This window comes from Citrobacter sp. C6_1 (assembly GCF_014596835.2).
Taxonomy (GTDB): Bacteria; Pseudomonadota; Gammaproteobacteria; order Enterobacterales; family Enterobacteriaceae; genus Citrobacter; species Citrobacter pasteurii.
Map to the genome: position 1 here is coordinate 2,006,407 of NZ_CP115031.1, position 26,332 is coordinate 2,032,738.

The window sequence follows — 26,332 nt, forward strand, 5'->3', positions numbered from 1 at the left end:
CAGAAACAGCGTTTTACTTAGCCCTGAGACAGGCTTTTTTTACAATTTAAGCACCGGATGACCGGAGATTGTGAGTTGACTGCCGTTTTTATCATTTTTCAGCACGGCCTGGGCCCCTAAAGGTAAGGTGACGGTGCGTTGTTCATGGCCAAAATCGAGACCGCTTAACAGTGGAACGGATAATTTGGCACGCAAAAACGCACAGACTGAATCAAGACTGTAACCGGCATCATAGTCATTAGGCGCACTACCGCTAAAACTGCCGAGAATGATGGCGTTCTGGCGGGCGAGGATCCCAGCATGATAAAGTTGCAGCAGCATGCGCTCGATGCGAAACGGGTGCTCGTTGATGTCTTCCAGCACCAGAATACCGTTCTCAATGGCGGGCATCCACGGCGTCCCCATCAGCGAAATGAGCATTGCCAGATTTCCGCCCCACAGCGTGCCTTCGGTCGCGCAATCCGGGCCATGCCCTTGCCAGTCGAGGGTAAATTCGGCATTGCGCAAAGCCTGCCAAAAATGGTGCTCGGTAAAGGCGTTCATTTCCCCGGCACCGAAGTTAGCCGCCAGCATCGGGCCGCTGAAACTAATCACATTACCCTGCGCCAGCAGACCACACTGAATGGCCGTAAAATCGCTGTGTCCACACAGCAGCAACGGGTTTTGTTGCTGACGGGCCGCCAACGCCTGCCAGTCAATATCTGCCAGCAAACGGCTCGCGCCGTAGCCGCCGCGTACCGCCATCACAATGGTATCAGGCGTTTTTAGCTCAACGAGTGAGTTCACATCCGCCAGACGCTCGGCTTCGGTACCGGCAAAACGCTGACAACGGCGAGAAATGACGGCAGTGTTATCGACCTGATGACCGGCCTCAGTAAGACGCGCAAGCCCACGTAATGCTGCCTGCTGGTTGATACAGTAGCCCGACGGGGCAATTAAGTGAAACCGGGACATGGCATTTCCTTGCTACAACTAAAACCAAATGTATATCATGCCGCGTAGGTATGTCGTTGTCACCTCAGCGACAGGTTCCGGCTATAAGGATAGATGACGTGAAATTGAGATGGTTTGCTTTTTTGGTTGTAATACTTGCGGGCTGTAGTTCAAAACAGGATTACAAAAATCCGCCATGGAATGCAGAAGTTCCGGTTAAACGCGCGATGCAATGGATGCCTATCAGTGAAAAAGCCGGTGCCGCCTGGGGCGTTAGCCCACAATTGATTACGGCGATTATCGCTATTGAATCAGGGGGTAACCCCAATGCAGTCAGTAAATCTAATGCCATCGGTCTGATGCAGCTTAAAGCCTCCACCTCCGGGCGGGATGTTTATCGTCGCATGGGATGGAGCGGTGAGCCGTCGACCAGTGAGCTGAAAAATCCAGAGCGCAATATCTCCATGGGGGCGGCGTATCTGAGCATTCTTGAAACCGGCCCGCTGGCGGGAATTGAAGACCCACAGGTGATGCAATATGCGCTGGTGGTGTCATACGCGAACGGTGCCGGGGCGCTGCTGCGGACGTTCTCCTCTGACAGGAAAAAAGCCATCAGCAAAATCAACGATCTGAGTGCGGATGAGTTTTTTGAGCATGTTGTCGATAACCATCCTGCGCCGCAGGCTCCACGTTATATCTGGAAACTTCAGCGAGCGCTGGATGCGATGTAACGCGCGTGATATTACTCGCGCACTTTATTCGATTTTTCCCGAGCCTCGCGCTCAAGTGAAAAAATAATCCGCTGTAAATTCCGCTCCACCGCCGGGCCGACGTTGAGAAAACGAAAGCTCAGGCGGGGAGTGGTGATGGTCTCATTTTTCCCGTCGATCACTTTTCGCTCGGTAATCGAGATGAGTTGGGCATCAACGTGGTACACGCCCCATTGTTCCATATTCAGTTCAACCTGCGAGAAGCGCATACCTTCGACCAGCCCCTCCGGTGCTGCTCCTTCTAATAGCGCGCCCATGCCGCCAAGAGACAAATCGAATAAGCGAAAATGCAGGAGACTGTTGTCCGGCATTTTCGCCTTGCAGTGATAGGGTGGGTGCAACGGCGCACCGATGCGAAAGTATTCCCGGCGCTGGACGAACCACAGCGAAGGTGGCAACGATGAGACAAAGGCTGGCAATCGTTGGTACTCGCCTTTTGTCAGTTGCGGGAGGGTAAACTCCACCTTGGCACCCTGCGTTTCGGCGATAATTGAGATCTGGCTGGCGCGTTGCACGGCCTGGTTTTCATATTCCTGACTGCCAAAATCCATGATCAATTCGTCCGGGCTGACAGCAAGAATTTTGCTGATGAACTGACCTCCTGACCAGGAGATACGCAGTGGAACCTGTTGTGAATTTAAGTCCCGGAGTACCCCTAATACTGCGAGCGGGTTTTGCTTCAGGAACTGCTCATTGTAGTTACTCACACCTAATGACTCCTGGATACCTGGCTTATCGTTGGGTTATCGGCATCGCGAGACGGAACTTAATACAAATGGATGAAATTTTTTACCCCAGCCAATGAATTAAGTCTGAGTGCAAACAGCAGGTAGCGATGGTTTGCCTATACTTAACGTGCTGGCGCAGGAATGTCTTGCGTATGCGTTCACTGGAAAGAGGGCCTGAAAATGGGAATTATTGCCTGGGTTATTTTTGGTCTGATTGCGGGGGTTATCGCCAAGCTGATTATGCCGGGGCGTGATGGCGGCGGATTTATTCTGACCTGCATTCTCGGTATTGTCGGTGCTGTGGTCGGTGGGTGGCTGGCAACGATGTTTGGTATCGGCGGCGATGTCAGTGGGTTTAATCTCCACAGCTTCCTGGTGGCCGTGGTCGGCGCGATTGTGGTACTGGGGGTTTTCCGACTGGTACGACGAGATTAATCGAACGGCCCCTGCGGGGGCCGTTTCTCTGCGTAGTTTAGTCAGAACTGGTATTCAATCCCCGCCCAGTAATTACGCCCCTCCTCAATAAATCCTTCGCTGTAGACGTACTGTGTATCAAACAGGTTGTTGACCGAAGCGTTAACGCTAAAGCCATGTCCGATGGTGTAATCTGCACGGAGGTGGGTAATGGCGAACCCGGCCGCTTTTTGTGAGCCATCAGAATTGCTATAGCTTGAAGAGCGGGCTTCTTCGGATAGTGTAATGCTGAGTGGATCCCACGGTTTCAGCGTCATCCAGGCGGTGAGAGTTTGTGTCGGCAGATCGGTAATTTTACCAATGTCGCTGCGTTTAACGTCAGCATGGATAAGACCGTAGCTCAGCCCCACATCCAACATGTCAAAGACCTTACCTTTGACGCCTGCATCCAGGCCGGTGTAATCCACCCGACCACTGTTTTGGTTCTGAATCGTGTCGGCATCAATATTGTGCGACAGAATCGCATCGGTAATGCGGTTGTAATACACGCTGGCTTCGAATCCCCAGTCCTGGGTGAACGAACCGCTCCACGTGAGATCGACGCTGCGGGCGCGTTCCGGTTTTAGCTGCGGGTTGACCAGCGCTATCTGGTTATAAGCCGGTTTTGACGTGGTGTAGCGCTCTTTCAGTGTGGGGAAGCGCGTTCTGTCAGAGTAGGACAGCGCTAATGTGTCAGAATTTTCAAAGTGATATTTGGTCATTACCTGCCAGTTAAAGGCGGACTGGTCGTTGTCATCATAATGGGTAACGCTACCGTTTTTCTCGTGCTTCATCCCCTCTACGCTGTCACGCCAGTCGTAGCTGATACCCGCCACCACATCGACATTATCCGCAGCCGCCCACTGATATTCACTGGCGACAGACCAGGTGCGATCTTCGTAGCGGTCATAAGCGGCATTCGGAGCCCCTTTTTCGCGATGAACATCGTCTTTCCAGTTCACGGCGAAAGAGAGCAGGTCGTTTTCCCGCATATCAGCGGAAAGCTGCAAACCTGCACCGTCGCTATAGTCAGAATAATGGCTGTAGCTGCCTTTCTTATTTTTCAGATCGGCAAGGGAATTGTACATCATCAGTGTATTTTCAAAGGTGTCGCGATACAGACGGCTTTTCAATGTAAAGCGATCGCCCAAATGCGTGGTGCCCTGATAGTAATAACTTTCTTTATCATATTGCGGCCATTGCCAGTAACGTGATTTCTGGCTGCTGGTCCCGGCATATGGCGGGTTATCTTTTTCGCCGTCCTGATTAATGTAGGTCAGAACATACTCATCATCGCCGCGCGGCGTGAATCCCAGTTTCACGATGCCGCGTTTATCATCGGCTGACGAGTTGGTAATCTTGCCATTGCTGCCCGCTACCGGGTTATCAACACCATGAGGTAATCCGAGGAAATCCTGTTTTAGCTGGCTACCACTGAGCTGGATATATCCGAGATCGTTGCTGGCACCGAACGACGCGTGTATATCATGGGCATTGTCTTTGCTACGGCTCCAGCCCTGACGATACCCTAGAGAGCCCTCAATCGGTTTGGTGGGCTTTTTGGTCGTGATGTTGATAGCGCCACCCATCTGGTTCGGCCCCTGTAGCAAGGATGAGTAGCCTTTAGAGACCTCGACAGAGGCGATATCGGACGTCAGAAAACGACCTAAATCAAGGTTGCCATCGTAGGGGATGTACACCGGAACACCGTCGAAAAAGACCGGGATCTGACGGCTGTCAAAACCGCGGACCTTCACTTGTTGCTCATTACGGTTACCGGATTTTTGCAGCACGACGCCGGGAACGACGCTTAGCGCCTGTGCCACGTTTTGTTTATCCAGTTGCTGCATCGTTTCCTGGCCGAGAACCGTAGTGGTGGCGGCGGAGGCCGGACTAGACCAGACGGTCATGGTTTCGCTTTCCTGCCCAGCAAAAGCACCTTGCGCGAAAGCAAACGACAGGGCTGTGTAAAGACAACTTTTGTTGAAATTCATTATTTATAGTCCATTTATAAATGTTATACGCCGTGGGCGTCCGGGCTCAGGCTAACTTTGATATCCGCCGGTGGGGCGTAGTAAGGTGCGGAGGTGATAAAGAGTCTGATGCCACAGTCGAGATAACTCGCCAGTGAGGCGAGGGTAATGCCGCCAGTCAGCGCCAGCGTGCAATGGGGAGCCAGAGAAGGTGCCAGGCGAGCGATGCCTGCTGCCTGCTCAGGGGTAAACTTATCGAGTTGCAGTACATCAGGGGCAGCATGTAGCGCGTCCAGTGCCTCATCGGGGGTATCTGCTTCGACCACAATCTTTTTTTCTGGCGCATGGGCGCGTAGTTGCGCGATTGCCGCGGCCCAGTCTTTCGGATCGGCAAGAAAGCGGCGATGATTCGCAAACAGCAGAACGGTTTCGGCGCACCCGCCCCGGTGGATAATGCCTCCGGCAGCAAGGATCGCCTGGGTAGCCAGCATACGGGTGCCAGGGATAGTTTTGCGGGTGCAGGCAATCTGGCCATCAGGATAGCGCTGACGCAGGATGCTTAGCATATCGTCGAGATAGCGTGAGACACCGCAACTCCACTCCAGCACGTTCTGTACCGCTTTCCAGCCCTGGTGTAGTGCCGCCGCGTTACCGTGCGCCCGTAGAAGTAACTGTCCGGTACGCGCCCGTTCGCCATCGGGCACAAGGTCGGTAACGGTCAAACCCAGTGATGTCAGCATTTGTCTGGCAACAGTGGTTCCGCTTACACACCCGCCCTGGCAGTGATAAAAACCCATATTTCCTGGCTGTGCGCCGATACCTAACGCGCGGGTTGTTAAATCGCCGCCCTGAATATCCTCCAGCAGCAGCGCATCGACTTGCGCCTGTGAGAAGTAGATCATTGCAGCGCCTCCCGCGGTACGCTGTCCCACCAGATAAGCGCCCAGTCGCGACTGGCGGGCGCAATGGTGCCGGGGTCCTGTTGATGATACCAGTGATCCAGACGCTCAATTTCGTCTGTGCTCAGTTCCCCCATGCTCCAGCGTACGTTCTCCAGAAAATGTGTCCAGGTGCTGTTGTCCTGCTGACAGTTTGGTCCACGGATAAAATCAACATGTGCGTGAATGCCCATCTGATACAAAACATTCAGTGCATAGATATAGTTGGGAAGCTCAATCACCTCGCGCCCTAACGCGCGCTGAATCGTGGGCGATACAAATGAGGAACTGACGAGATGGGTGGTGTAAACCCGTAACCGTGCCTGATTATTCAGTTTGGTCATGGCCTGGCGCATATCGGCAACCAGCGTCGAACGTGAGGCAACGGCAATATCACATTGAGGCAAGTCGTCCCAGTGCGCTTCCCATGCGCGCTGCACCCACTGCACGTGGCGCACGCCCATCTGCCCGGCACGGCGAGCGGCAACGCTCAGCATTCCCTGGCTGTAGTCTACGCCGTAAACAATTGGCATTTTTTTGGCCAGCGCCAGCGCAACCGTTCCGGGGCCGCAACCCATATCAAACAGTGATTCAGCACCTTTCAGGTCAATCTTGCTCAATAACTGGAGCAGGTAGCTGTCGGTTAATGAGGCGCAATTCTCTGCCATTTTTTCCGCGCGTTTGTCCCAGTGTTCTGGTTTTTTCTCGGTTCGCTTCGCCAGAAGTAACTGTTTGCGGTAGAGGTCAGCAAAATCAATGTCGTCAATGAGCATCGTGATTCCTTAATCGTGTGAGCCAAAGAGGTGATGGGCTATTTGTGAGGGCGTGACCCGATACAGCGTGGCCAGACGTTCAGCAGCCAGTTGGTGTTCAGGCTCCCCCTGTGACACCAGACAGTCTGGCTCGACGCGCACCACGCTGTCGGCAATGGCGCGCGCATGCAACGGATGGTGGGTCGACATCAGCAGCGCCATGCCAGAATTTTTTAGCGTGACCAGGGTGTCGAGCAGACGAATCTGGTGACCAAAATCGAGGCTGGAAGCAGGTTCATCCAGCAGTAAAAGACGTGGACGTTGTGCCAGCGCACGGACAATTAACACCAGTTGACGTTCGCCACCGCTGAGAGTGTTCCAGCGCCGGAGCGCGAGATGCGGGATTGCCAACACGTCCAGTTGTTCAAGGGCGATGTCGCGTTCTTTGACGCCGGGAACGGCAAATGCCGCCATTTGCGGGGCCAGTCCCATCATCACCATGTCCAGAGCCGTGAAGGCAAACGCACCGTCATGTGCCTGAGGAACCCAGGCGATGGCGGCGGCGCGTTCACGGTCGCTGAGATGATTCACCGCAATACCATCAAGCGTAATCTGGCCAGCAAGCGGTTGAAGAACGCCAAGAATGGTACGCATCAGGGTGGTTTTCCCGCTGCCATTGGCGCCAATCAGGCAACAAATTGACCCTGGCGCGACGCTAAACGAGACATCGCGTAATACAGGGTGTCGGGAATGGTAGCCGAGAGACGCATGTTGTACGGTCAGCAGCGTCATTGTCGGCCTCCCCGGAGCAGAAGTAACAGGAAGAAGGGGGCACCAATAAACGCGGTCAGGATCCCCAGCGGGATTTCCGTGCTGCTCAGGGTGCGGGCAAGGGTATCTGTCAGCAGCAGTAAAATAGCGCCGATCCCCATTGAAACAGGCAGTAGCCGTTGGTGGTTGTTCCCACAAAGCAGTCTGCCAATGTGTGGCACCACCAGCCCAATCCAGCCAATAATACCGGCAATCGCCACAGTACAGGCGGTGATAAGCGTGGCGCAGATAATCAGCCAGAGCCGTAGCCGGGATACGTTGATGCCCAGAGAACGGGCTTCATCATCCGAGAGGGTGAGCAAATTCATACGCCAGCGTAGCAGCAACAGCGGTACCAAACCGGCCACGATCGGCGGTACGGACAACCACAGGTCATGAGCGGTGATGGTCGACAGACCACCGAGTAGCCAGAAGGTAATCGACGGTAGCTGGGTATACGGGTCAGCCAGCGTTTTAATGAGCGAAATCCCTGCGCCGCACAGCGTACCCAGCGCAATGCCGACCAGTACAAGGGTGAGTACCGGATCGTGGCGTTTTACCCGCTGGGTGATGAGCCACACGCCCGCCACCACGAACAGGCCGCCGACAAATGCATACAGTTGAATAAACAAGATCGGTAAACCCAGCAGGATGGCGGTACAGGCCCCTAAACCCGCCCCGGCCGCCACGCCGAGAATATCCGGCGACACCAGTGGGTTACGGAACATACCCTGATAAGTGGTCCCTGCACCCGCCAGTGCCGCACCCAGCAGCAATGCGGCCAGAATGCGCGGCAATCGAATCTGCCAGAAGACGATTTTGTCCTCGGGTGGCACGTCTGGATGGCCAGCAATGAGGTTCATCACCTGCTGGACATCCAGGCGGTATGCACCTGAAACCGTTGCGACGATGACACACACGGCAATGGCTACGATCATCAGGACACTCAGCGTTGTCATTCTCATCAGAGTGTCACCAGCTGCTGAAACTGTGCATCGCTTAATGAAGTGTGCCAGAACAACTCTGCGTAGCGCTGCATATCGGTCTTAAAGTGGGTTTCAATTTTGGGGTCAAGCCAGGCATGCAGGCGACGTAATCCCAGCAGCCGGTTGATGCCCGGCGGAGCGTCCAGCCAGCCAAACGGCAGTCCGCTGAGAAACAGAATTCGTTGCTCAGCAACGGCTTTAACTCCTTGCCAGACGGGATCTTCTCGCAGGTACTGTGCGGTGACTGCATCCTGAACCAGAATAATATCGGGCTGCCAGCTCAACAGATTTTCCATGGATACCTGGGTCAATCCATGTCGTCCCGGAATTTGCGCAACATTGTGTAATCCCAGTAACTCTGGTGCTTCGGTATGCAGTGAACCCTGCAAACCGGTTTCCAGTCCTCTGGCACCGCGCGCGGCATAAAAGCGCAGTTTTGCTGCGGGGGAGTGCGAAAACGCATCTGCGTCATCAATAAATCGACGGGCCAGTGCGGCCTGCGCCAGGGCTCGTGTTGCCGTACCCAGCACGGCCCCTGCAGCTTGCAGTTGCGCCGGGGTTTGTCGGAGCTCGCCGTTAATCAGCAGCCACGGAACGCGCGTTTGCGCGTTGACCTGTCGGGCTTGGGAAAGCCAGGTTTCATCAGCATTGCCGCAGTCCACCACCAGATCGGGTTTCAGCGCTAACAAGGCCTCCAGTGGCAGGGTGCTGGCGCGTCCTGCCATTCTTCCCAATTTCGGTAACGCCAAAATGTCATGATGGAATGGCACTGCGGCCTGGTGAGAAAAATCAAATGATGAAAATCCCACCAGTTTTTCCGGTGCGACAGCCAGCAATAGCATATCGGCAGGTGCTCCGGCACTGACGACGCGCTGGATTGCCTCGGGTGACGGCGGTGAACCCACAGTAACGGTCAGCGGGGTTTGAGCCAAAGCAGGGAGATGGCGTAACAGCAGCGCAGATGCCACGAGTTGGGCGAACATCCTTCTTGTCAGTGGCATTATGTTGATCCTGAACAGTGATAAAATCGCTATATATTTACATATACAGCGAATAAAAACATGTTCAGAATCAATTTCACACGGATGAAAACAGGGGCTACCCCATAAGGGCTAGATGCAATGGATACACCTGAAATGGAGATATATGGCACCAAAAAATCCGCGACAAGGCGCGGATTTAGAGGACGCTGAAGACACCAGAAGAAGATTAGGACGTCGGTTGAGTCTGCTTTTTGGCCTCGGAAGGCGTGTTACTGGCGGGGGCGGGGCGCGTTGCCGGTACGTTGTCGCAGGGGTTATCTTTAGCGCATATCAGATCGAGCATTTTTAACGTTACGCCGTTGGTCCAGCCGAAACCATCCTGTAGCGGGTATTCGCCGCCACCGCCGCCGGTTCCGGTACTGCTCACGTCATACTTCTCAACCAGTTTTTTCTCACGATCGTAAGTGTGCTGCACATTGGTGAGGAATCGCCAGGTGACATCCATGGCGACATCATTTTGGCCATAGTTCTGTAATCCCGATGCGGCGACCCACTGTAACGGTGCCCAGCCGTTGGGCGCATCCCACTGCTGGCCGCTTTTCACCGACGTGGTTGCAAGGCCGCCAGGTTGCAACAAATGCGCCTGAGTAGCTGCGGCTACCTTACCGGCGCGATCTTTTGCCGCCGCATTCACAAATAAGGGGAACAGCGCGGCGGCAGTTAACTGATTACGGACTTTGTGGCTCTTCAGATCATAGTCGGCATACCAGCCTTCTTTGTCATTCCACAACCAGGTTTCAATCCCTTTTTGGCGGGCATTGGCAAAGCCCTCGTACTGCGCTGCTTTGGCATCGTCACCTGCGGCTTTGCTGGCGAGAGCGATCATTTTCTCCATCTTGTATAACAATGCATTGAGATCGACAGGCACGATGCTGGTGGTGCGCAGGGTACTTAGCTGATTAGGGTTATCCATCCAGCGTGAACTAAAGTCCCAGCCGGATGCGGCGGCTGAGCGCAGGTCGCGATAAATTTCAGTGGCAGGGCGGTTCGGATTGCTTTTCGCGGTGGCAATATCCTCAACCCAGGATTCAGGTCTTGGCGTATCGCGGTCATCCCAGTAGCGGTTTAAAAGGGTGCCATCAGCCAGTTTGACCACACGTTTATGCTGTTGACCGGGCTGAAGTGTTTCGCCTCCTTCCATCCAGTAGCTGTACTCTCTTTGCATCTGTGGAAGGTATTTTTTCAGCGCGTCGTTACCGTCATGCTGCGCCAGCAGTTCAACCATAAAGGCAAAGAACGGTGGCTGCGAACGACTCAGGTAGTAGCTTCGGTTGCCGTTAGGAATGTGCCCCCACGAATCAATCTCATACGCGAAGTTGGCTACCATATCAGAGATCTTGTCCCAGCGATTGCTCTCGGCAAGCCCCAGCATGGTAAAATAGCTATCCCAGTAATAAATTTCACGAAAACGCCCGCCCGGCACGACATAGGGTTCTGGTAGCGGCAGCAGAGAGTCCCATTTTTCGACATCGGTGGTTGAGCGAGTGAGTACCGGCCACAGTCCGTCAATATGCTCGCGGAGTGATTGTCCGGCCGGGGGCACGTATTTCTCACCCTCTTTTGGCAACGTAAAATTCACTTCCACAAAATGGCGTAAATCAAAGCCGGACTGATTTTTCTGCATCCGATAATCGGCAAGGATCATTAGCGGATCGCTATTGGGCACTGCGTCGGCAAAGGTTTTCTGATCGGGAAATAGCTTTGCTGTCTGTACATCATTGAACAGCGGGCCAAGCAGAATATCAGGAGGAGAAGGCGTAGCGGCAGGTGAATCCTCAGCGTGCGCAGTAAAAGAGGCCAGAGCAAAAAAGGTGCTTGCGAGCGTCAGTTTTATCGCCACTGAGAGCAGGCCAGGGTGGCGAATTGCGGGTGTTATCATCGGTTAATCTCCTTAGCGGCGTGCCGAAGTTGCGGCATTTACCATGAGAAAACCTTAGTTCAGGATCGACCGTTGCGCGTGATCGGCCCCCCATTTTGCGATTAAACAGACATTTCCTGTCGGGGGGAGTGAAATAGCCCACCTTTTACAGATAAAGGGTGGGCTGTGGGTATCAGCCAGCGAGGATCACCCGATTTGCTATACCGTCCAGAGTCAGAGCGTCACCCATCTTGATAGCATCGAGGGTTGCGCCTTGTTGGCATACCCAGCACAAACCCATCTCGCGGGCGATAATCGCCGAGTGGGAGGCTTCGCTACCGGCGCGCAGGCAGATCCCTTTGATCGTGAGCGGGTCGAGTTGCAGCACGGTAGACGGATAGATGACATCGGCGACCAGAATGGTCGGTCGAATAGACGCGGGGATACGGGCACTTTCGCCGGTCAAATGTTGCAGCGTACGGGACAGCAAATCCTCAATATCAATGTATCGCGCCTGTAAATAAGGATCGTCGAGTTGCAGATACTGCTGACTCAGATCGCGCAGTACGTTATGCCAGGCATATGCTGCGCTACACTGCTCTTCGCGCATCAAATCACAGGCCATATCGAAAAGCTCAGGATCGTCGAGCAGCGTGTGATGACCAGAGAAAATGGCGGCGATATCAGCGGAATACTTCTCCTCTGCCAGCGCGGTTAAATCACTCAGGTCGTCGAGTGTGCGTTGAATGGCCGCTTTTAGCCGCTGCTGCTCGTCCTGCACATCCGCGGTGGGGCGATGGGTGACTTGCGGTGAGAACGGCGTATGGCAAAATGCCGTACCCGTTGCCAGCGCTGGCACCGGTACTGCGATGCTTTCAGCGCGTGCTTCTTCGACGGACTCGCCAAAATTCTCAGCCGCCAGCTGTTTAAACGCAGCCAGCGCCGCGTCCGCCTGTTCACCTTTAGCAATCAGGCGCAGCGTGTCATTACAGCGCACCTGCAGCAGTGCTATCTGATTCAGGCTGTCAGGGACGACGCACTTACCGTTTTTTTCCAGCCACATGTCGGCATTAAAGCCAGACAATGTGGAGACCAGCCTCGATGCCGGGCGAACATGTATACCGTTGGGGTTTTTTACGGTCACGGCAACCGAACGGGCATCGGCGTCGGGTGACAATTCAGCGGGTGCTGTCTTCGCGACAGACGACGAAGGTAAACCCAGTTGCTCACGCTTGGCGTCGAGGGCATTCATGGCATCATTGATGACCCGATCGATATCAGCGCCCGCCGCAGCACTGACGGTTGCCGCCAGCGTACCTTCAACCAGCGGGGCAGCGCACAGACGCACCTTGGCGGCGATCGCCGGATCGAGTAGATCCAACGCGGTTTCCGCACTCAGTAGCGCGCTGCCAATATCCATCATCACCAGCACGTGATCCGTGTCTGCCACTGACTCAATGGCCTCCATCACTTTGATGGGGTCGGTGCCAATGGGGTTCTCAGGATCGTCAATGCCTGCGGCAATAGCGAGTTTACAACCATCACCCATTAACATCTGTCGGGCTAACGCACCGACGCCTTCGCCCAGTTGGGCGCTGTGAGACACAATAACCAGGTTTACCATCGTTTTATCCTTACTCTCTGGAAGCCTGAGCCAACATTTGCATCATAAACATAACGGACGTTGCGCCGGGATCCTGATGCCCAATGCTGCGCTCACCAAGGTAGCTGGCGCGGCCTTTGCGCGCCTGCATCGTGATGGTGCTTTGCGCTGCGGCTTCTGCCTGGGCGCTTGCCGCCTCCAGAGCAGCCTGTACGCTCAGCTTTTGCTCGCTGGACTGGCGCAAAGATTCGACGACAGGCACCCAAACGTCGCACATGGTTTTGTCACCGGGTTCGGCTTTACCACGACTAATGACACCTTCCGCGCCATCACGCATCATCTGATACAACTCGTCAACCGTCAGGCTTTGATGGGCCTGAGTGACCTGCGCGGCGCGGATGAAAAAGGTGCCGAACAGCGGGCCACTGGCACCACCGATGCTTGAGAGCAGTACCATCCCGGTATTTTTCAAAATAAAACCGATGTCTTTATCCGCAATGGACGGGAGCTTTTCGACCACTTTACTGAAGCCGCGGTGCATATTCAGACCGTGGTCGGCATCGCCGATTTCCCGGTCAAGGCCGGTAAGAAAATCGCTTTCGGTGGTGAATATTTCGCCGCAGCGATAGAGCCAGTTAACAATTTGTGTTCTGGTGAGGGACATCATGAATCTCCTTATTTACCCCAGTTGAGTGCAGGGGTGTGAACCGGTGCATCCCATAAGCTCAGCGTTTCGTCATCCACTTGTAGCAGGGTGATTGAGAAACCGGTCATGTCCAGAGAGGTGCAGTAAGAGCCAATCAGGTTACGTTCGATGATAATGCCGGCATCCTGGCAACGGCTTTCAAGGCGGTTATACACGCCGAAGAGTTCAGACAGCGGTGTCGCACCGAGATTATTGACCAGCGCAATAACGCGATCGCCGCTTTGTAACGCGCGTTTGCTTTCTTTTCCTTCCTGCCATGCGCCCTGAAGGTGATCCCAGTGACGCAGCGTACGACTGTAATTGCCGTTTTCCAGCAGGGTATCAAACATTTCATCCACAGTTTGATCAAGCGAAGAGAATGGACGGCGGTCAATGCCGGGTTCGCCGTGGATACCGACGCCAAACTCCATTTCATTGTCCTGCAGGGTGAATGACGGTTGACCGGCCGCCGGAACGGTACAGGCACCAATGGCAATCCCGATGGAATGACCCTGATTGTTCAACTGGCGCCCCAACGCCGCGCAGGCATCCAGTGAGTCACCGCGTTCTGCGGCCGCACCGACCAGTTTTTCAATCAATACCGTATTTGCCACACCGCGACGACCAGCGGTATACAGACTGTCTTTCACCGCCACGTCATCATCCACGACCATCGTGGTGACTTTGACGCCGCTTTCATGCAATAGCTCGGCTGCCGTTTCGAAGTTAAGAATGTCGCCGGTGTAATTTTTGATTACCAGCAGTACGCCTTCGCCGCCGTCAATTTGCATGGCGCATTCAAACATTTTATCCGGCGTTGGCGAGGTGAAAATTTCACCCGGACAGGCACCGGAGAGCATACCCTGACCAATGTAGCCGCAGTGCATTGGCTCATGGCCGCTACCACCACCGGAAAGCAGCGCCACTTTGCCCATCACTGGCGCATCCGCGCGAGTGACATACACCGGGTCCTGATGCAGTGCCAGAGAAGGATAGGCTTTTGCCAGCCCGGCGAGTTGTTCGTTCAGTACGTCTTCAACACGGTTGATCAATTTTTTCATTGTTTATGCTCCGCAGACAGTCCTGAGATGGCTGCACATATCAGGCAGACATCTGATGTAGGGTATCGGTTTGTACAGCGCCACGGCGACCTCTCGCTGCCGATAAGGTAATTTTGCACACGGGTAGTCAAAAGAAAATTGATGTGATTGGCGTTTCAATACGGAACATTAGTATCTGGTAATGTTCCGTATTGAAACGTATTGGTGCATAAAACAGCGGAAGTGAGAGATGCGGCAAGGTTTATGCTGACGGCATCGTGAATAAAACGTTATTCCTTACTCTTCCTTGCCATTAAAATCGAAAAACCAGAACAAGATAAAACCAATAAAACCAAAAATTAGCAGAATAGCCAGGGTATAGACTTCATATCGTGCGGCATCCGCAGCAATCGCCTGTAATTTGTCCATTGCCGGGGCTGGCTGCTCTTTGAATAGCATGAGTTGCCATTCATAAAGGTTTGTTGTTTTTATCTCTTTAATCGGTTCCCAAATATGGTTAGCCGCCGCGCCGAGAGCTAAAGCGGAAAACAGTGCGCCGTAAATACGTTGGCGTTTTTCCTGACGCTGACTAATTGCCTGGCGCATGAGCTGATCCAATTGCTCTATTTGCGCCATGAGTTCCTGGCGTTGCTCAGACAATCCCCACTGCCGCGAGAGATCGTCACTCAGCTGGTTATGCAGGGCATCGTTGCCGACCAAAGCACCTTTATTTATGGCTTTTAGCGCCCGGGCTTTGGTTTCCAGCATCATTTCGGACCAGTCAGATAGACGACGAATTTTTCCCTTTCGGTTGTGCATTTGCTGCGATTCGAGCAGATCTTTGAGCCACTGTTCAATCTGTTGGGCAGAGTTCGCCAGAAAATTTTCATATTCATAGCTGACATTCGCTACTGAATTGGCCGCTTTAATCAGTATCGCCAGATGTTTATCCTCTTCTTCGCGACAGAAGAATGTGACGCCATGACGGTGAGCGACGACCAGAATATTGCTGTACCACTGGCTGCTGTACTCGCTGGCGGGGGGCAGATCCGCAGGACTCCGGATGACGCGCGTGCTATCGCTCTGTGCTGCCAGCCAGGCATGGAAGGTGGGGGTGTCGATCATACGCATCAGCGGGACGATCGTAATATCACCTCCCTCCGGGATACGATGCTGATAGACACGAATGCATTTACCCTTTGTGCGGCAATCAGGTTCGGGTAAAGCTATTGGCACAATGGCGTTATCAAGGTAACGGGTAAAATAATTATCCCAGATTGCGGGCAAAACGTCTTTTTGCCAGGTCAGTTTCGAGCCGGGCTCTCCTGGCGCAAGTTGCTTCGGTGCCGCAATTAGCGTCATTCTGCCTTGATCGTCGTACCAGGGTTGGTTCGGTGCTCCTGGGATTAATTTATCGCCTCCGGCCAGGCGATAGCTTTCGAGAAAACGCGGAGTATCGTGCGGGCGTAACCCTTGCCAGGCCGCATCTTCACGCTGTTCCAGAGCTGACCACAGGGCATCAAGGCGTGTCCCCTGAATGGGGTTGAGCGAAATAACGATATCATTGCCCGTGCCCACTTCTCGTGGGCGATAAATGGCCAGCAGCCCAAATCCATTGTGCGTCCAACTGCGTTCTTTATCGCAGCGCGCAAGAATTTTCAGCATCCCGGAAGGGTGCGTTTCGGTGATAAACAGCGCATCAACCACCGTTTGCCGCCGGCCTGTGCCGAGGTCCAGCAGGAGCTGGCAGGTCACCGAACGCTTGATAACGTGTTGGTAAATCTGTTGCTCATACGCCAGACTTGCGACCGCACTTGCATAACATTGCGTGTGCATGGGCAAAATGCCTGCGGTGGGGTCTGGGTTGGCTATTATCATATCGCTCAACAGACGCAGGCAGGCCAGCATGTTGCGGCGAACAACGTCAGTATCATCCATGGATTGCTCGTACAGGCTGCTATGCGCGAGTGCGGATAACAAGCACGCGGCAGAACGCGTCGTATCATCCCCGTCCAGATAAATACCGCTTTCCCATGCGGCGACGTATTCCAGCCACGGGTGTGTTGATAGCGACAGCGAACCAGCAGCATCAAGATGGTTCAAAAACAGCAACAGCGTAAAACAGGTATCCAGAGAGAAATCTTCGATAACGATTCGTTGTATTCCCTGGACACTTGAGAGTTTACTGCGCCATATAGTCCATTGACGATCGTCGGCATTTGCCACCAGCTTACTCACCGAATTGTAGTGACCTGCACGGTATCCTTTGTTATTGAGCGCGACACCCTTTTGGCTTTCAGTATCATTCCCGTCGCCCAATCCGATCAGCAGGCTGCCAGCCGGTGCATCACGCTGCGACGGATTGAACTCGAAAGTAAACTGCAGCCATGCATTGTTGAATGCGAACATATAATTCTCTTCCGATGAATGCGTTGTTGTATCGCTCATTATTTGACGACGTTATAAATGACCCGTTGCGAGCGACTCCAGTTATCGTCAATCGCAATATTGGGTTCATGGTTTTCTTGTTTTACGCAGTAGTTCTTAACCAGACTTTTTAACTCTGCCCCGTTGAGTGTGCCGAACATCAGACGCGTATTCAGTTCTTTCAATAACACATCGTGGAGTGAATAGGTGGTAGGTCTTAGCAGTGAAAACTGCGCCGCGTCAGCCAGTAAGTCACGCGCATTATCGGCCATCAGACGGCGTTCACAGCGACCCGCAGGTTCATTTTTGGCCATTTCTTCATCGTAAGCTTTCTTCTGGGCTTTCTCAAAATTAAGCGCTCTATCCAGTTCCGCTTTAATACCCTGAACATCCTTGACAGAAGAACAGAATGTTTTTAAATAACGAATCTGTATGGGGGTCAGCGTGCCATTGTGGTTCGCTGGCTGACGTAATTTACCGGCCATTCTGAGGCAACCGTTTTTTTCATCCATCAACGATGCTGATTGTAATAGGGCATTCAACGTTTCCTCGCGATCTTCCTGTAATGCGGCTTCGGCATAATACAGTTTCCAGCGCATGCCTCCGGCAAGAAACAGGTTGACAACCTGGGTATCACCGCGGTCAATAGCGGCGCGAAGATTTTTTTCATCCCAGGCAATGCCGATATTCGCCAGTTCTTTACGCGGATCGTTACTGGTTTCTTTTTTCGCACCGGCAACCGTTTTACCCACTTCCCCGAGATCGCTACGGATGGACTCCGTATTCACCAGCGTCTTGGTTGAGGTGCCGAAAGTCAGTACCGAGCCAACAATAAGGACAACGATACCGCCCAGCACCCAGGCTACTCGCTTGCGAATGATGTTCGTACCCGTTTTGATTACGTCAATATCCTGAGCCTGAGCCACCAGATCATCTTTTATTCCCTGAACGTCGCCACCGAGATCGTCAATTTTTTGGCTGGTCCGTTCGAAATAGCGAGCAACTTCAGCATTGCTGTCATCAAAAAAGCGATCAGGGTTAACTTTTACCCGGCCTTCATCGAAGGCCTCCTGTACCGGCTCAGTAATTTCTCGGTAATAGTAATTCACCAATGTTGTTTGGACGGAGGTGACCCGCTTATGATGCGCCAGACGGTTGCGAATTACGCGAATATCGTCAAGAAAGGTATTCAGTGTTCGACGTTTATCGTTAACAAAGCTGAGCAACGGGGTATATTGATAAAGTGGAGAATAGTGGATGGGATATTCGTCTTTATCAATAAACAGTGAGGCGAGTTCACTGAAAAGGGTACCGCTCAATACGTCATCACGATCGGCAACGTTCAGCCATTTTTTGACACGTTCCGGACCAAATAATTTGTTTAGGTGCTCAAGTAGAGCTTGTTGGTTATTGTACGCTTCATTAATTAAACTACGAATGGTTAGCTCTAATGCCCGTACCTGCTGCAAACTACGTAACTGCTTTTCTTCGCCTTCGTTATGCAGCGTCGTTGAATAAGTTAATTGAGGCTGTTTTTCTCGCAAATATTCGAGCTGCCACAAAAAACGCAACGCGGCAATGGTCAGATTTCTGTCGGCAGGCTGGCCATGCGTATTTCTGCCGAGCCATTTGTTCAAGGTTCGTAGTGCCGCAAGAAAGCTCGCCATTTCCTGCTCGTTATAGTTAAAGCGGGCCGCTACACTGTTCCAGTTGCCCAATTTCTCCCGGGCTCGATCAAGTGAATCATAAAACGTATCAGGCGAGAGTTGCGTGGGGGCTGGCATACCCAGCAGGGATAAGATTTGTGGAAATGCGCTGTCGAAAAGAGACAGGCAACGAGTAAAATCGTTGTGCTCAGAAGCAGATGAATGATCGACCATTATATTCTCACGTGGTTATTCGCTGAGTTTTCCCGGCCCGATCTAATCGCACAGTGTCAGGCAACTTTCCCTGCAGCCAGAATGCCATAATTCGACAATTATTCGGGATTTTTAATCAGTTCGTCAATATATATGGCGGGCGTAATATTGGTAGTAGACATTGCGGCCAATAATGCGTTGCTATGGGTTCTTAACGCAAATTATGGTTGCTGCGATGAGATTTAATGTTTATTGGCTAACAAAATACGCAGATATTAGGTAAGTAAAACGCAGAAAGCGGGGCGGATTAATCAGGCGACTACGCGCCAATAATGCCACACATAATGCCGCATTATTGGCGTAACTCACGACTGGCGTTTATCGTCGGTCAAAAACGTTGACGTATCTGCAGTCGTATTATCCCGGATAAATACCACGGTCTTTACGTGCCAGCAGGATACGCTCGCAGGCCACAATATAGGCAGCAGTGCGCAATGAGCAGGATTTCTCCGCCGCTTTCTCCCACACATGAACCATCGCATCGGTCATGATTTTATCCATGCGATTGTTGATCTCTTCTTCGCTCCAGAAGAAGCTGGCCATGTCCTGAACCCATTCGAAGTAGCTGACGGTGACGCCACCTGCGTTACATACGACGTCAGGTACCACGATGATACCGCGGCTTGCCAGCATATCATCGGCATCCGGGTAAGTTGGGCCGTTAGCGCCCTCAAGCACCAGTTTGCAGGTCAGTATTTCTGCACGCTGACGGGTAATCTGTCCTTCCAGTGCAGCAGGGATCAGGATATCCATCTCTACGCTCCAGAAGGCTTCGCTGGCGATAGTTTCTGCCCCCGGGAAACCGGCAATCTGTTTGTGCTCCAACTGCCAGGCGGTCAACGCGGTCATGTCGATCCCGGTGGTGTTAAACAGGGTGGCAGTATGATCCTGAATGGCAACGACGCGTGCGCCAGCACTGGCGAACAGGCGAGCCGCCTCACTGCCGACATTACCAAAGCCTTGTACCGCTACGCGCGCGCCTTCAACGTCGATGTTGGCACGACGAGCCACTTCCAGACCGCTGACGAACACGCCACGACCCGTTGCTTTATCACGACCCAACGAACCGCCAAGGTGGATAGGTTTACCGGTGACCACGCTGGTTACGGTGGTGCCGTGGTTCATGGAGTAGGTATCCATCATCCATGCCATCACTTTGCCGTTGGTGCCGACATCCGGCGCAGGAATATCTTTTTGCGGCCCGATGATAATGCCGATTTCGCTGGTATAGCGGCGGGTCAAACGCTCCAGTTCACCTTCAGACAGCGAGAATGGGTCGACGCGAACACCACCTTTGGCTCCGCCGTACGGCAGGTTCAGTGCGGCACATTTGATGGTCATCCAGGCGGAAAGGGCCATCACTTCATTAAGATCAACATCAGGATGATAACGCACACCGCCTTTTCCCGGGCCGCGGGAGAGGTTGTGCTGTACACGATATCCTTCAAAATGGCGAATAGTGCCGTCATCCATCTGCACCGGAATATCGACAATCAGCGCGCGTTTCGGGTGGCGCAGGGTATCCACCCAATGGGAAAGTTCGCCCAGGTAAGGGGCCACACGCTCGATTTGTTGCAGGTAGGTATTCCAGGCAGATGTGCTGCTATCTGAAGCGTAAGATAACTTATCCATGATAAACCTTAGTTATAAAAGTAATATGTTCTTAATTTGGCCGTGGTATACAGTGGATATCACCATATAAACTTAAATTTAACATTTTTTTTAAGAAACGGCCTGTCCTCCAGATGCCTGTTAGCCATATGAAAAGTATGTGAATTAAGTGGTAAGTGAATAATTATCTATTTGTTTTGCGAATTTTTGCGATCAAGTAGCGATTCAGGCATTTAATATGCATGGTGCATGAGAATGACTATTTATCAGATTTATGATGTACCTCTAAAAGTAAACAATATGATAATTATTTGTGTTTTCTTGATTGCATTTTAGCGGCGCGTCAGTAGGTCACTGAGATAGTGACGGTGTCCGTATAGTTGTCGGGCGTGTAGTTCGCGCTGGGAACGGTGGCATACACCGAATATGGCGTAGCGGAGCCGGTGCCTGTAACGGTATTGAGCGAGGTGTTGCAATTAGTACAAAATGGTGGTGTCCAATGAACCGTATACTCATAGCGCTCTCATCTGGAGGGTATAGCCAGTATGTCGAAAGATTTTAAAAAGTGAATGATTCGGTTAGACGGGAAAATTTCATTGTCACTCACTTTCATCAGCCTCAATTAGTTGGCGACACACAACTAGATTGAGTTCAACAAAATGTTCCCATGTGTAGAGATGGGTGTAATGAAGCGTAAATTGCAGATCAACCCTACATATATCGGGGCGCTCATTGTAGATGCTACACCCCTTGCTTGCAGGGTCATAATAGCGGCACGTACCATCGCCTCTGTCCAGAAAAAGCGTTTCTTTTGCTAGACTTACGCGCTGACAACATAAACCACACTTTATGCATGGGAATGGTAGTTGATCACTGTTGCAGGACATTTCTTTCACCCGTTATAAGGCTCACGATGATACGTGAGCCTGTTTTTATCTTATGCGTCGATATCGTCCAGTTTGTCCTTTCTGCCTTCAGCAACATCTGTAATATTGATAATTCTTCGTTCAGTTGAAAGTACCAGGTTTCCTTCTTGATCAAGGATCGGAGTATCAATCATTGCTTTCAATAATTGGGCATACTTAACAGACATGAACACGGCATCTTTGCACTCCTGCGGGAAGTCAGGGAAGTTTTCACCGTAGCTTTCCAGCGCATTCTTCATATCATAAACAGCGCTACGAAGAAGGCCACTCGTCAGAGAGAATGCATTATTTGCGAGTATTGTTACCTTTTCAATGGATTGGAGTTTCCCTACCATTAATAAGCCTTCTTCGTAAATCGTTTGCGCTTGTTCCATGTTGCTACGTGCATTGTTCAACGCTGCTTCACCTTTATTTCCCATGATATGGCCGAAAATTGCCAGTGCCGGGCCTGCAACAATTCCCCCCAACACCATCATTCCCCCTGCCATACCAAAACCCCCTGTGGCTAGTGACCCCCCCCCAAGCCAGGCCAGGGTTGCGTTAGTTGCCGCGACGCCTGATAGCGAGGAGATAGCCGTTCCTGTGCTTGCAGTCGCCAGTAGCATTGTGCCGTTGTAGGCACCAAAAGCTAGCGCTGCGCCGCTTCCCATGCCTGCTCCAATACCCAAACCGGCATCTTTCAGAATCTGGTAATCCTGTTTCAGCGCTGACAAGGTAGTACTGGTAAAATCGCCCGCGTTGAGTTTTTCCAGTTCAGCACTGTTAGCTAGTTCAACATTTTTGAGGCGTCCAAAATTAACAATGAAATCATTAATAACGCCGTTATACGCACGAAGCTTGCGCTGTCCATAGTCTTCAATAACGTTATTTGTTAGCTCGCGGCCTGACTCGATTTGCGAACTAATATCGTCAACCATATTTTGAGCACTTTCATTAATGTTTTTTGCATTGCTGTGATCTTTGGCACCACCAACACCTTTAGCAATACCATAAATTCCAGCGGCAGCGGCCACTGCTCCGATAATAATAGGGATAGGCATATCATAACTCCTTCATTCAAGTACGAGAGCGAGTATTTTACTCATTTCAATGTTCAAGGCTTCGGCACGATCCAGGAGATCTTTAAAAATAAAATCAGGGATCTTGAAGTGTAACTGGATCTCTTTCAATAGGTTCCATTCAATGCTGGAAATATGGCCATCTCGCAGAGCAACTAAAAAAAGCTGGAAAATGATGATTTTTGCTGTTGCGGGATTATCAACTTTTTGATTATTAAGCAGTAGTTTTAATACTGAGGTCGCCGCCTGAATACGAGTCTCGGGCGCATCAATTTGAGAAAGTGGATAGGTTTTCAGTTTCTCAATTAATTGATGTTCAGTAGAATGACCATATAATCCATCTAATACGTCTCCGAAAAATCCACCTGAAAAGCTCTGTTCCATTTGTTCCAGTAACTCTGTTTCCAGCGAATTCTTCTGAATTGTTAGACTATTTAGATCAGAGTCGGATGTTAGTTCATCCTTCGATTTTCCATTCCATATTAATTGGTTGTCAGATAACGTTATAAGCCTGGCAAGCTCCACGAGTAGGACCTTTTTCTCATCAGGCAGCATTCTAATTAGCATGGTGTTCCCTCACTGTTTACAACACTAATGGTTTGTCTGAATCCATGAATTCTTCGAATTCAGGCATAGTCTGAAACTGTAATTGTGCACCGAGTAAAGTGGCAAAATCATTAACAGCAAAGGCCAGATCGTCAATATTATCGGTTCCACGTGAAATAATGTTAAAGAAATGTTGGGTGTCTTTACAAAGTTGTGGGATTTCCCGAGCAGTAAACTCATCAAGCAATGTTTGTTGCTGCTTGATTTGTGCTCGAGCTTCACTCTCAATAGCACTAATATGCGCCAGGCGCTCACGTGAAAGTGTCACCTCACGTGCGGCCTCAAGAGCACTTTGATAAAACATAGATGAGAGCGTGTAACCAATCATACCGCCAATTGCCGCCCCTACAACCGGAACAGGAATCGCAATTTGTCCTAGCGCCGCCATCATTCCGCTAGAAAGCATACCGGAACCTTTTTCACCTATCTCATCAAGCAGTTCAGCTTCATTAATTTCATTATTAATGTAACGCTTAATAGATATGCCAAGCGATAGGCAAATATTGACCGCCAGAACCGGGGCTGTTGTTCCGGCTATCGCCCGTAATGCCTGCTTCTCTGATTGCTGCAAACCTGCTTTTATCGCTGATCCTGCAAATGCAGTACCGTAGCCCATCACCGCTGCTTTCGCGCTGTCAAAAGTGATGTCTTCAATTGCTTCACCCAGTGCTTTCTTCTCCTGAGCGACATTAAAAATATTGATAACCAATGATATCGCACCGCCAACAACAGCTCCTGTTTTAGCCCCTTCGATACCTGCTCTGTGACTGGTACGCGTAATATCCATTGCTGTTGCTATCTTAGGATGCTCACGGTAAAAAATGGCTTGTTCTGTTGTTAAACCGCTATCAATCACATTGTCAGCCAGTTGCTCGTAATTATCTGCTTCCCGGCGGAGCTTATCTGCAATATCATGTTTTCCTGAAGCCTCAACCTTACCCGCCTGCTCGCGTAGTTCAGAGGCTTTCTTACGGCAGTGTTCTGCTGCTCCTTTATATTGTTCAGAAGGGAGTTCTAGCTTAACTCCTCGATAGCGGGAAAATTTACCGTCATCTTTTGTGATATCTTTAAAAAGTTGGTCGCGGTCACCTACAAATTTCATCTGGCTCTGAGACCCTTCTACAATCACACCATCCTGAATCATCACACGATCAACAACGTTATGGTTACGGCCAAACTCAGGTAAATCATCGCTACGCCACGTTCGTGCAGTATCGCCATTTATAATTGCTTCTGCGTTATCACGACTGGTAGTTGCAATTTCGGCAGAGAAGCCAGCTTGTTGTTTAATATTCTGTGTGGCGTAATCAGGATTTACCTTATGTGCAGCGACGTCTGCAAGACCTTTAGTAAAGCGATGCCCTGTTTCATTATCAACACCTCGATGGCCTTTAATAAATTCAGCACTAGCGCTCCCATAACGTTTAACGATTTCATCCTGTGCAAGGGCAATAGCAGCACGGTTCTGCTCGAGCTCAATTTGCTCTCTGTTATGTTTTTGCTTATCTACATTAGAAGGAGATAACGGTTCTTTTTTTTCTGGGTTATGTAGCATAATTCACTCCTGCTGCTGGTTGTCAAAAGTAGTTCCATTGCATTGTTTTTTTAACTCTGTTATTTGCTGGTTAAGTTTTTGATAGAAACGCCGTTGTATCTCAACAGGAGAAATAATAATAAGATTTGGTAACCAGTAGCGTAACAGTGGAAATAATTGATTTTCATGCGCCATTTCCGTTTGCACGATTAAGTCGCCGTTAGATTCTTGGCTGATTGTTTTTTGTGCGGGAAGTATTCTTCGACGTTGAAAATAATAGCTTACATCAGCTGCGATTTTGACATGCACAATCTGTTTATTCATAGAGAACCAGACATCATCTTCCTCGATAAAATATTGAATAATGCCAGGCTCTGGTGTGAAGTATTCATTTTTCAGTTTAAGCCAGTGAATTTTAGCTAGTTGGAATCCCTTGACATTCCCGTTCTCTACAGCCCCCAGATACCAAACACCCTTCGTGTTTATGAGTTTATAGGGTGCAACGCTCCGCTGTTTTTCTTTATAGTGGAACTCACAAATTTGATTCTCACGAATAGCTTTATCAAACAAACCATAATTGCATTCAAGCATACGCTTCGCTTGAGGATCACCTGGTAATGAACGTATATTCAATGAGGTGAAATCAGGCTGTGATAATATTTTTTTTGTAGGGAATACATCCTCCATATCAAAGATTCTAACAAGGCTTTGTAAATTATTCAGAGAAATAGGCTTGACGTAAGCAGGGGCCAGTCTATAAATGCCGTTTCCGTCATGGATTATGCGATCTCCAAGACGATTAAGATCACGATACAGTGTACGTTCGCTGATGTTGAATTCATCCATTAATTTCAGTCGTGATACGAAACCATGCTGATACAGTTCCGCCACAATAGTGGTTATCCTTTGTGCCATGATTTCGTGTCCGCTCATGCATACGCCCCTCTGTAATTTTCCCTAATATTACCCCTCATAACTGACAGGTCATGTCAGTGTGTTTAAGGAGGCTCAGTTTTTTATCATACATGCTTTGCAATGAACTCTGAGTTTTTTTTAAGAAGCGTCAACCATATTTTCCATGCACACTGATCCACATCTATTTCAGTTGAAATCCAAGAAAAACCTTGTTGAGCAAATCAAGTTTGTGAAGAGTGGTGGGGGTGTAAGCATCCCGGTAAAACGGCCCATTCACTTTTAGAGATCTTCCAACATACTGATTATATCCCTTGGGGAGATCACTATGCGTAAGATCCGATTCACTGAACACCAGATCATCGCCGTACTGAAGTCCGTCGAAGCCGGACGTACCGTCAAGGATGTGTGCCGTGAGGCCGCTATTTCGGAGGCCAGTTATTACAACTGGAAGGCAAAGTATGGCGGGATGGAAGTGGCCGATATTAAAAAAATCAAAGACCTTGAGGATGAGAATCGACGTTTGAAACAAATGTTTGCCGACCTGAGTCTGGAAAATCTCACGTTAAAAGACGTCATCGAAAAAAAAGCTTTAAAACCAGCGATAAAGCGTGAGCTCGTCAGCTATCTGACGGCACAATTTGCCATGAGTTTACGCCAGGCCTGCAGGACGTTATCGTTGACAAAAATCCACGCAGCAGCGTGGATTTTTTTCGCGTTCATTGATCTGACAAAGCTCCGGAAAGCCTGATCAGACAGCAGAAGCA

At 50.9% G+C, this 26,332-nt stretch carries 22 protein-coding genes and 2 pseudogenes; 3 read left to right on the top strand and 21 right to left on the bottom strand.

What is annotated here, in order from left to right:
- Positions 1 to 39 precede the first annotated feature (39 nt).
- Positions 40 to 954 (bottom strand): muramoyltetrapeptide carboxypeptidase, encoded by a 915-nt coding sequence (gene ldcA, locus IB196_RS09810; protein WP_005122260.1) that lies wholly within the window; start codon positions 952 to 954, stop codon positions 40 to 42.
- 98 nt (positions 955 to 1,052) lie between these two features.
- Here ldcA and emtA point away from each other — a divergent pair, with 98 nt between their 5' ends.
- Positions 1,053 to 1,664 (top strand): membrane-bound lytic murein transglycosylase EmtA, encoded by a 612-nt coding sequence (gene emtA / locus IB196_RS09815; protein WP_040232326.1) that lies wholly within the window; start codon positions 1,053 to 1,055, stop codon positions 1,662 to 1,664.
- A gap of 11 nt (positions 1,665 to 1,675) precedes the next feature.
- Here emtA and ycgR read toward each other — a convergent pair whose 3' ends face one another.
- Positions 1,676 to 2,410 (bottom strand): flagellar brake protein YcgR, encoded by a 735-nt coding sequence (gene ycgR / locus IB196_RS09820; protein ID WP_005122265.1) that lies wholly within the window; start codon positions 2,408 to 2,410, stop codon positions 1,676 to 1,678.
- Between the two features lie 201 nt (positions 2,411 to 2,611).
- Between ycgR and IB196_RS09825 the strand changes: the two genes are divergently transcribed.
- Positions 2,612 to 2,866, top strand: coding sequence for a GlsB/YeaQ/YmgE family stress response membrane protein (locus IB196_RS09825; RefSeq protein WP_005122268.1), 255 nt, complete (start codon positions 2,612 to 2,614; stop codon positions 2,864 to 2,866).
- A gap of 41 nt (positions 2,867 to 2,907) precedes the next feature.
- On the opposite strand, the gene IB196_RS09830 is transcribed toward IB196_RS09825, so the two are convergent.
- From IB196_RS09830 to IB196_RS09920, 19 genes and pseudogenes are all read right to left on the bottom strand, one after another.
- Entirely contained in the window at positions 2,908 to 4,878 is a 1,971-nt protein-coding gene (locus IB196_RS09830) for a TonB-dependent receptor (RefSeq protein WP_005122271.1), read from the bottom strand.
- 23 nt (positions 4,879 to 4,901) lie between these two features.
- Positions 4,902 to 5,759, bottom strand: coding sequence for a ModD protein (gene modD / locus IB196_RS09835; protein ID WP_005122274.1), 858 nt, complete (start codon positions 5,757 to 5,759; stop codon positions 4,902 to 4,904).
- Entirely contained in the window at positions 5,756 to 6,568 is an 813-nt protein-coding gene (locus tag IB196_RS09840) for a class I SAM-dependent methyltransferase (protein ID WP_005122277.1), read from the bottom strand. The genes modD and IB196_RS09840 overlap by 4 nt, the downstream gene beginning before the upstream one ends.
- 9 nt (positions 6,569 to 6,577) lie before the next feature.
- Positions 6,578 to 7,339 carry an ABC transporter ATP-binding protein gene (locus IB196_RS09845; RefSeq protein WP_188231669.1) on the bottom strand — a complete coding sequence of 254 codons (762 nt, stop codon included), beginning with the start codon at positions 7,337 to 7,339 and terminating at the stop codon, positions 6,578 to 6,580.
- A complete protein-coding gene (locus tag IB196_RS09850) occupies positions 7,336 to 8,322 on the bottom strand; it encodes an iron ABC transporter permease (RefSeq protein WP_040232319.1) in 987 nt (328 codons plus the stop codon). Before IB196_RS09850 ends, IB196_RS09845 begins: the two co-directional genes overlap by 4 nt.
- Entirely contained in the window at positions 8,322 to 9,344 is a 1,023-nt protein-coding gene (locus IB196_RS09855; protein ID WP_040232317.1) for an ABC transporter substrate-binding protein, read from the bottom strand. Before IB196_RS09855 ends, IB196_RS09850 begins: the two co-directional genes overlap by 1 nt.
- A gap of 208 nt (positions 9,345 to 9,552) precedes the next feature.
- A complete protein-coding gene (locus tag IB196_RS09860) occupies positions 9,553 to 11,265 on the bottom strand; it encodes an alpha,alpha-trehalase (RefSeq protein ID WP_040232316.1) in 1,713 nt (570 codons plus the stop codon).
- 172 nt (positions 11,266 to 11,437) lie between these two features.
- Positions 11,438 to 12,868, bottom strand: a complete 1,431-nt coding sequence (gene dhaM / locus IB196_RS09865) for a dihydroxyacetone kinase phosphoryl donor subunit DhaM (protein ID WP_188231668.1) — start codon at positions 12,866 to 12,868, stop codon at positions 11,438 to 11,440.
- 10 nt (positions 12,869 to 12,878) lie between these two features.
- Positions 12,879 to 13,511 (bottom strand): dihydroxyacetone kinase subunit DhaL, encoded by a 633-nt coding sequence (gene dhaL, locus IB196_RS09870; RefSeq protein ID WP_188231712.1) that lies wholly within the window; start codon positions 13,509 to 13,511, stop codon positions 12,879 to 12,881.
- Positions 13,512 to 13,522: 11 nt separating this feature from the next.
- Positions 13,523 to 14,593: a dihydroxyacetone kinase subunit DhaK gene (dhaK, locus tag IB196_RS09875; RefSeq protein ID WP_005122294.1), complete on the bottom strand. Its 1,071-nt coding sequence runs from the start codon at positions 14,591 to 14,593 to the stop codon at positions 13,523 to 13,525.
- 276 nt (positions 14,594 to 14,869) lie between these two features.
- A complete protein-coding gene (locus IB196_RS09880) occupies positions 14,870 to 16,981 on the bottom strand; it encodes a hypothetical protein (protein WP_182290393.1) in 2,112 nt (703 codons plus the stop codon).
- Positions 16,982 to 17,019: 38 nt separating this feature from the next.
- A complete protein-coding gene (locus tag IB196_RS09885; RefSeq protein WP_182290395.1) occupies positions 17,020 to 18,879 on the bottom strand; it encodes an STY4199 family HEPN domain-containing protein in 1,860 nt (619 codons plus the stop codon).
- A gap of 396 nt (positions 18,880 to 19,275) precedes the next feature.
- A complete protein-coding gene (locus IB196_RS09890) occupies positions 19,276 to 20,550 on the bottom strand; it encodes a Glu/Leu/Phe/Val dehydrogenase (RefSeq protein ID WP_005122303.1) in 1,275 nt (424 codons plus the stop codon).
- Positions 20,551 to 20,872: 322 nt separating this feature from the next.
- Positions 20,873 to 21,001, bottom strand: a pseudogene (locus IB196_RS09895) (spore coat protein U); the annotation flags it as partial.
- A gap of 127 nt (positions 21,002 to 21,128) precedes the next feature.
- Positions 21,129 to 21,416: a YkgJ family cysteine cluster protein gene (locus tag IB196_RS09900; RefSeq protein WP_072041497.1), complete on the bottom strand. Its 288-nt coding sequence runs from the start codon at positions 21,414 to 21,416 to the stop codon at positions 21,129 to 21,131.
- A gap of 50 nt (positions 21,417 to 21,466) precedes the next feature.
- Positions 21,467 to 22,495, bottom strand: a complete 1,029-nt coding sequence (locus IB196_RS09905) for a hypothetical protein (protein WP_005122305.1) — start codon at positions 22,493 to 22,495, stop codon at positions 21,467 to 21,469.
- A 12-nt stretch (positions 22,496 to 22,507) separates the two neighbouring features.
- The gene (locus IB196_RS09910) at positions 22,508 to 23,080 is read right to left on the bottom strand and encodes a hypothetical protein (protein ID WP_188231667.1); all 573 of its coding nucleotides are present in this window, start codon (positions 23,078 to 23,080) and stop codon (positions 22,508 to 22,510) included.
- A 16-nt stretch (positions 23,081 to 23,096) separates the two neighbouring features.
- The gene (locus tag IB196_RS09915; protein WP_005122312.1) at positions 23,097 to 24,674 is read right to left on the bottom strand and encodes a hypothetical protein; all 1,578 of its coding nucleotides are present in this window, start codon (positions 24,672 to 24,674) and stop codon (positions 23,097 to 23,099) included.
- 3 nt (positions 24,675 to 24,677) lie between these two features.
- Positions 24,678 to 25,586, bottom strand: coding sequence for a WYL domain-containing protein (locus IB196_RS09920; protein ID WP_052463783.1), 909 nt, complete (start codon positions 25,584 to 25,586; stop codon positions 24,678 to 24,680).
- Positions 25,587 to 25,893: 307 nt separating this feature from the next.
- Between IB196_RS09920 and IB196_RS09925 the strand changes: the two are divergent.
- Positions 25,894 to 26,253, top strand: a pseudogene (locus tag IB196_RS09925) (transposase); the annotation flags it as partial.
- Positions 26,254 to 26,332 lie beyond the last annotated feature (79 nt).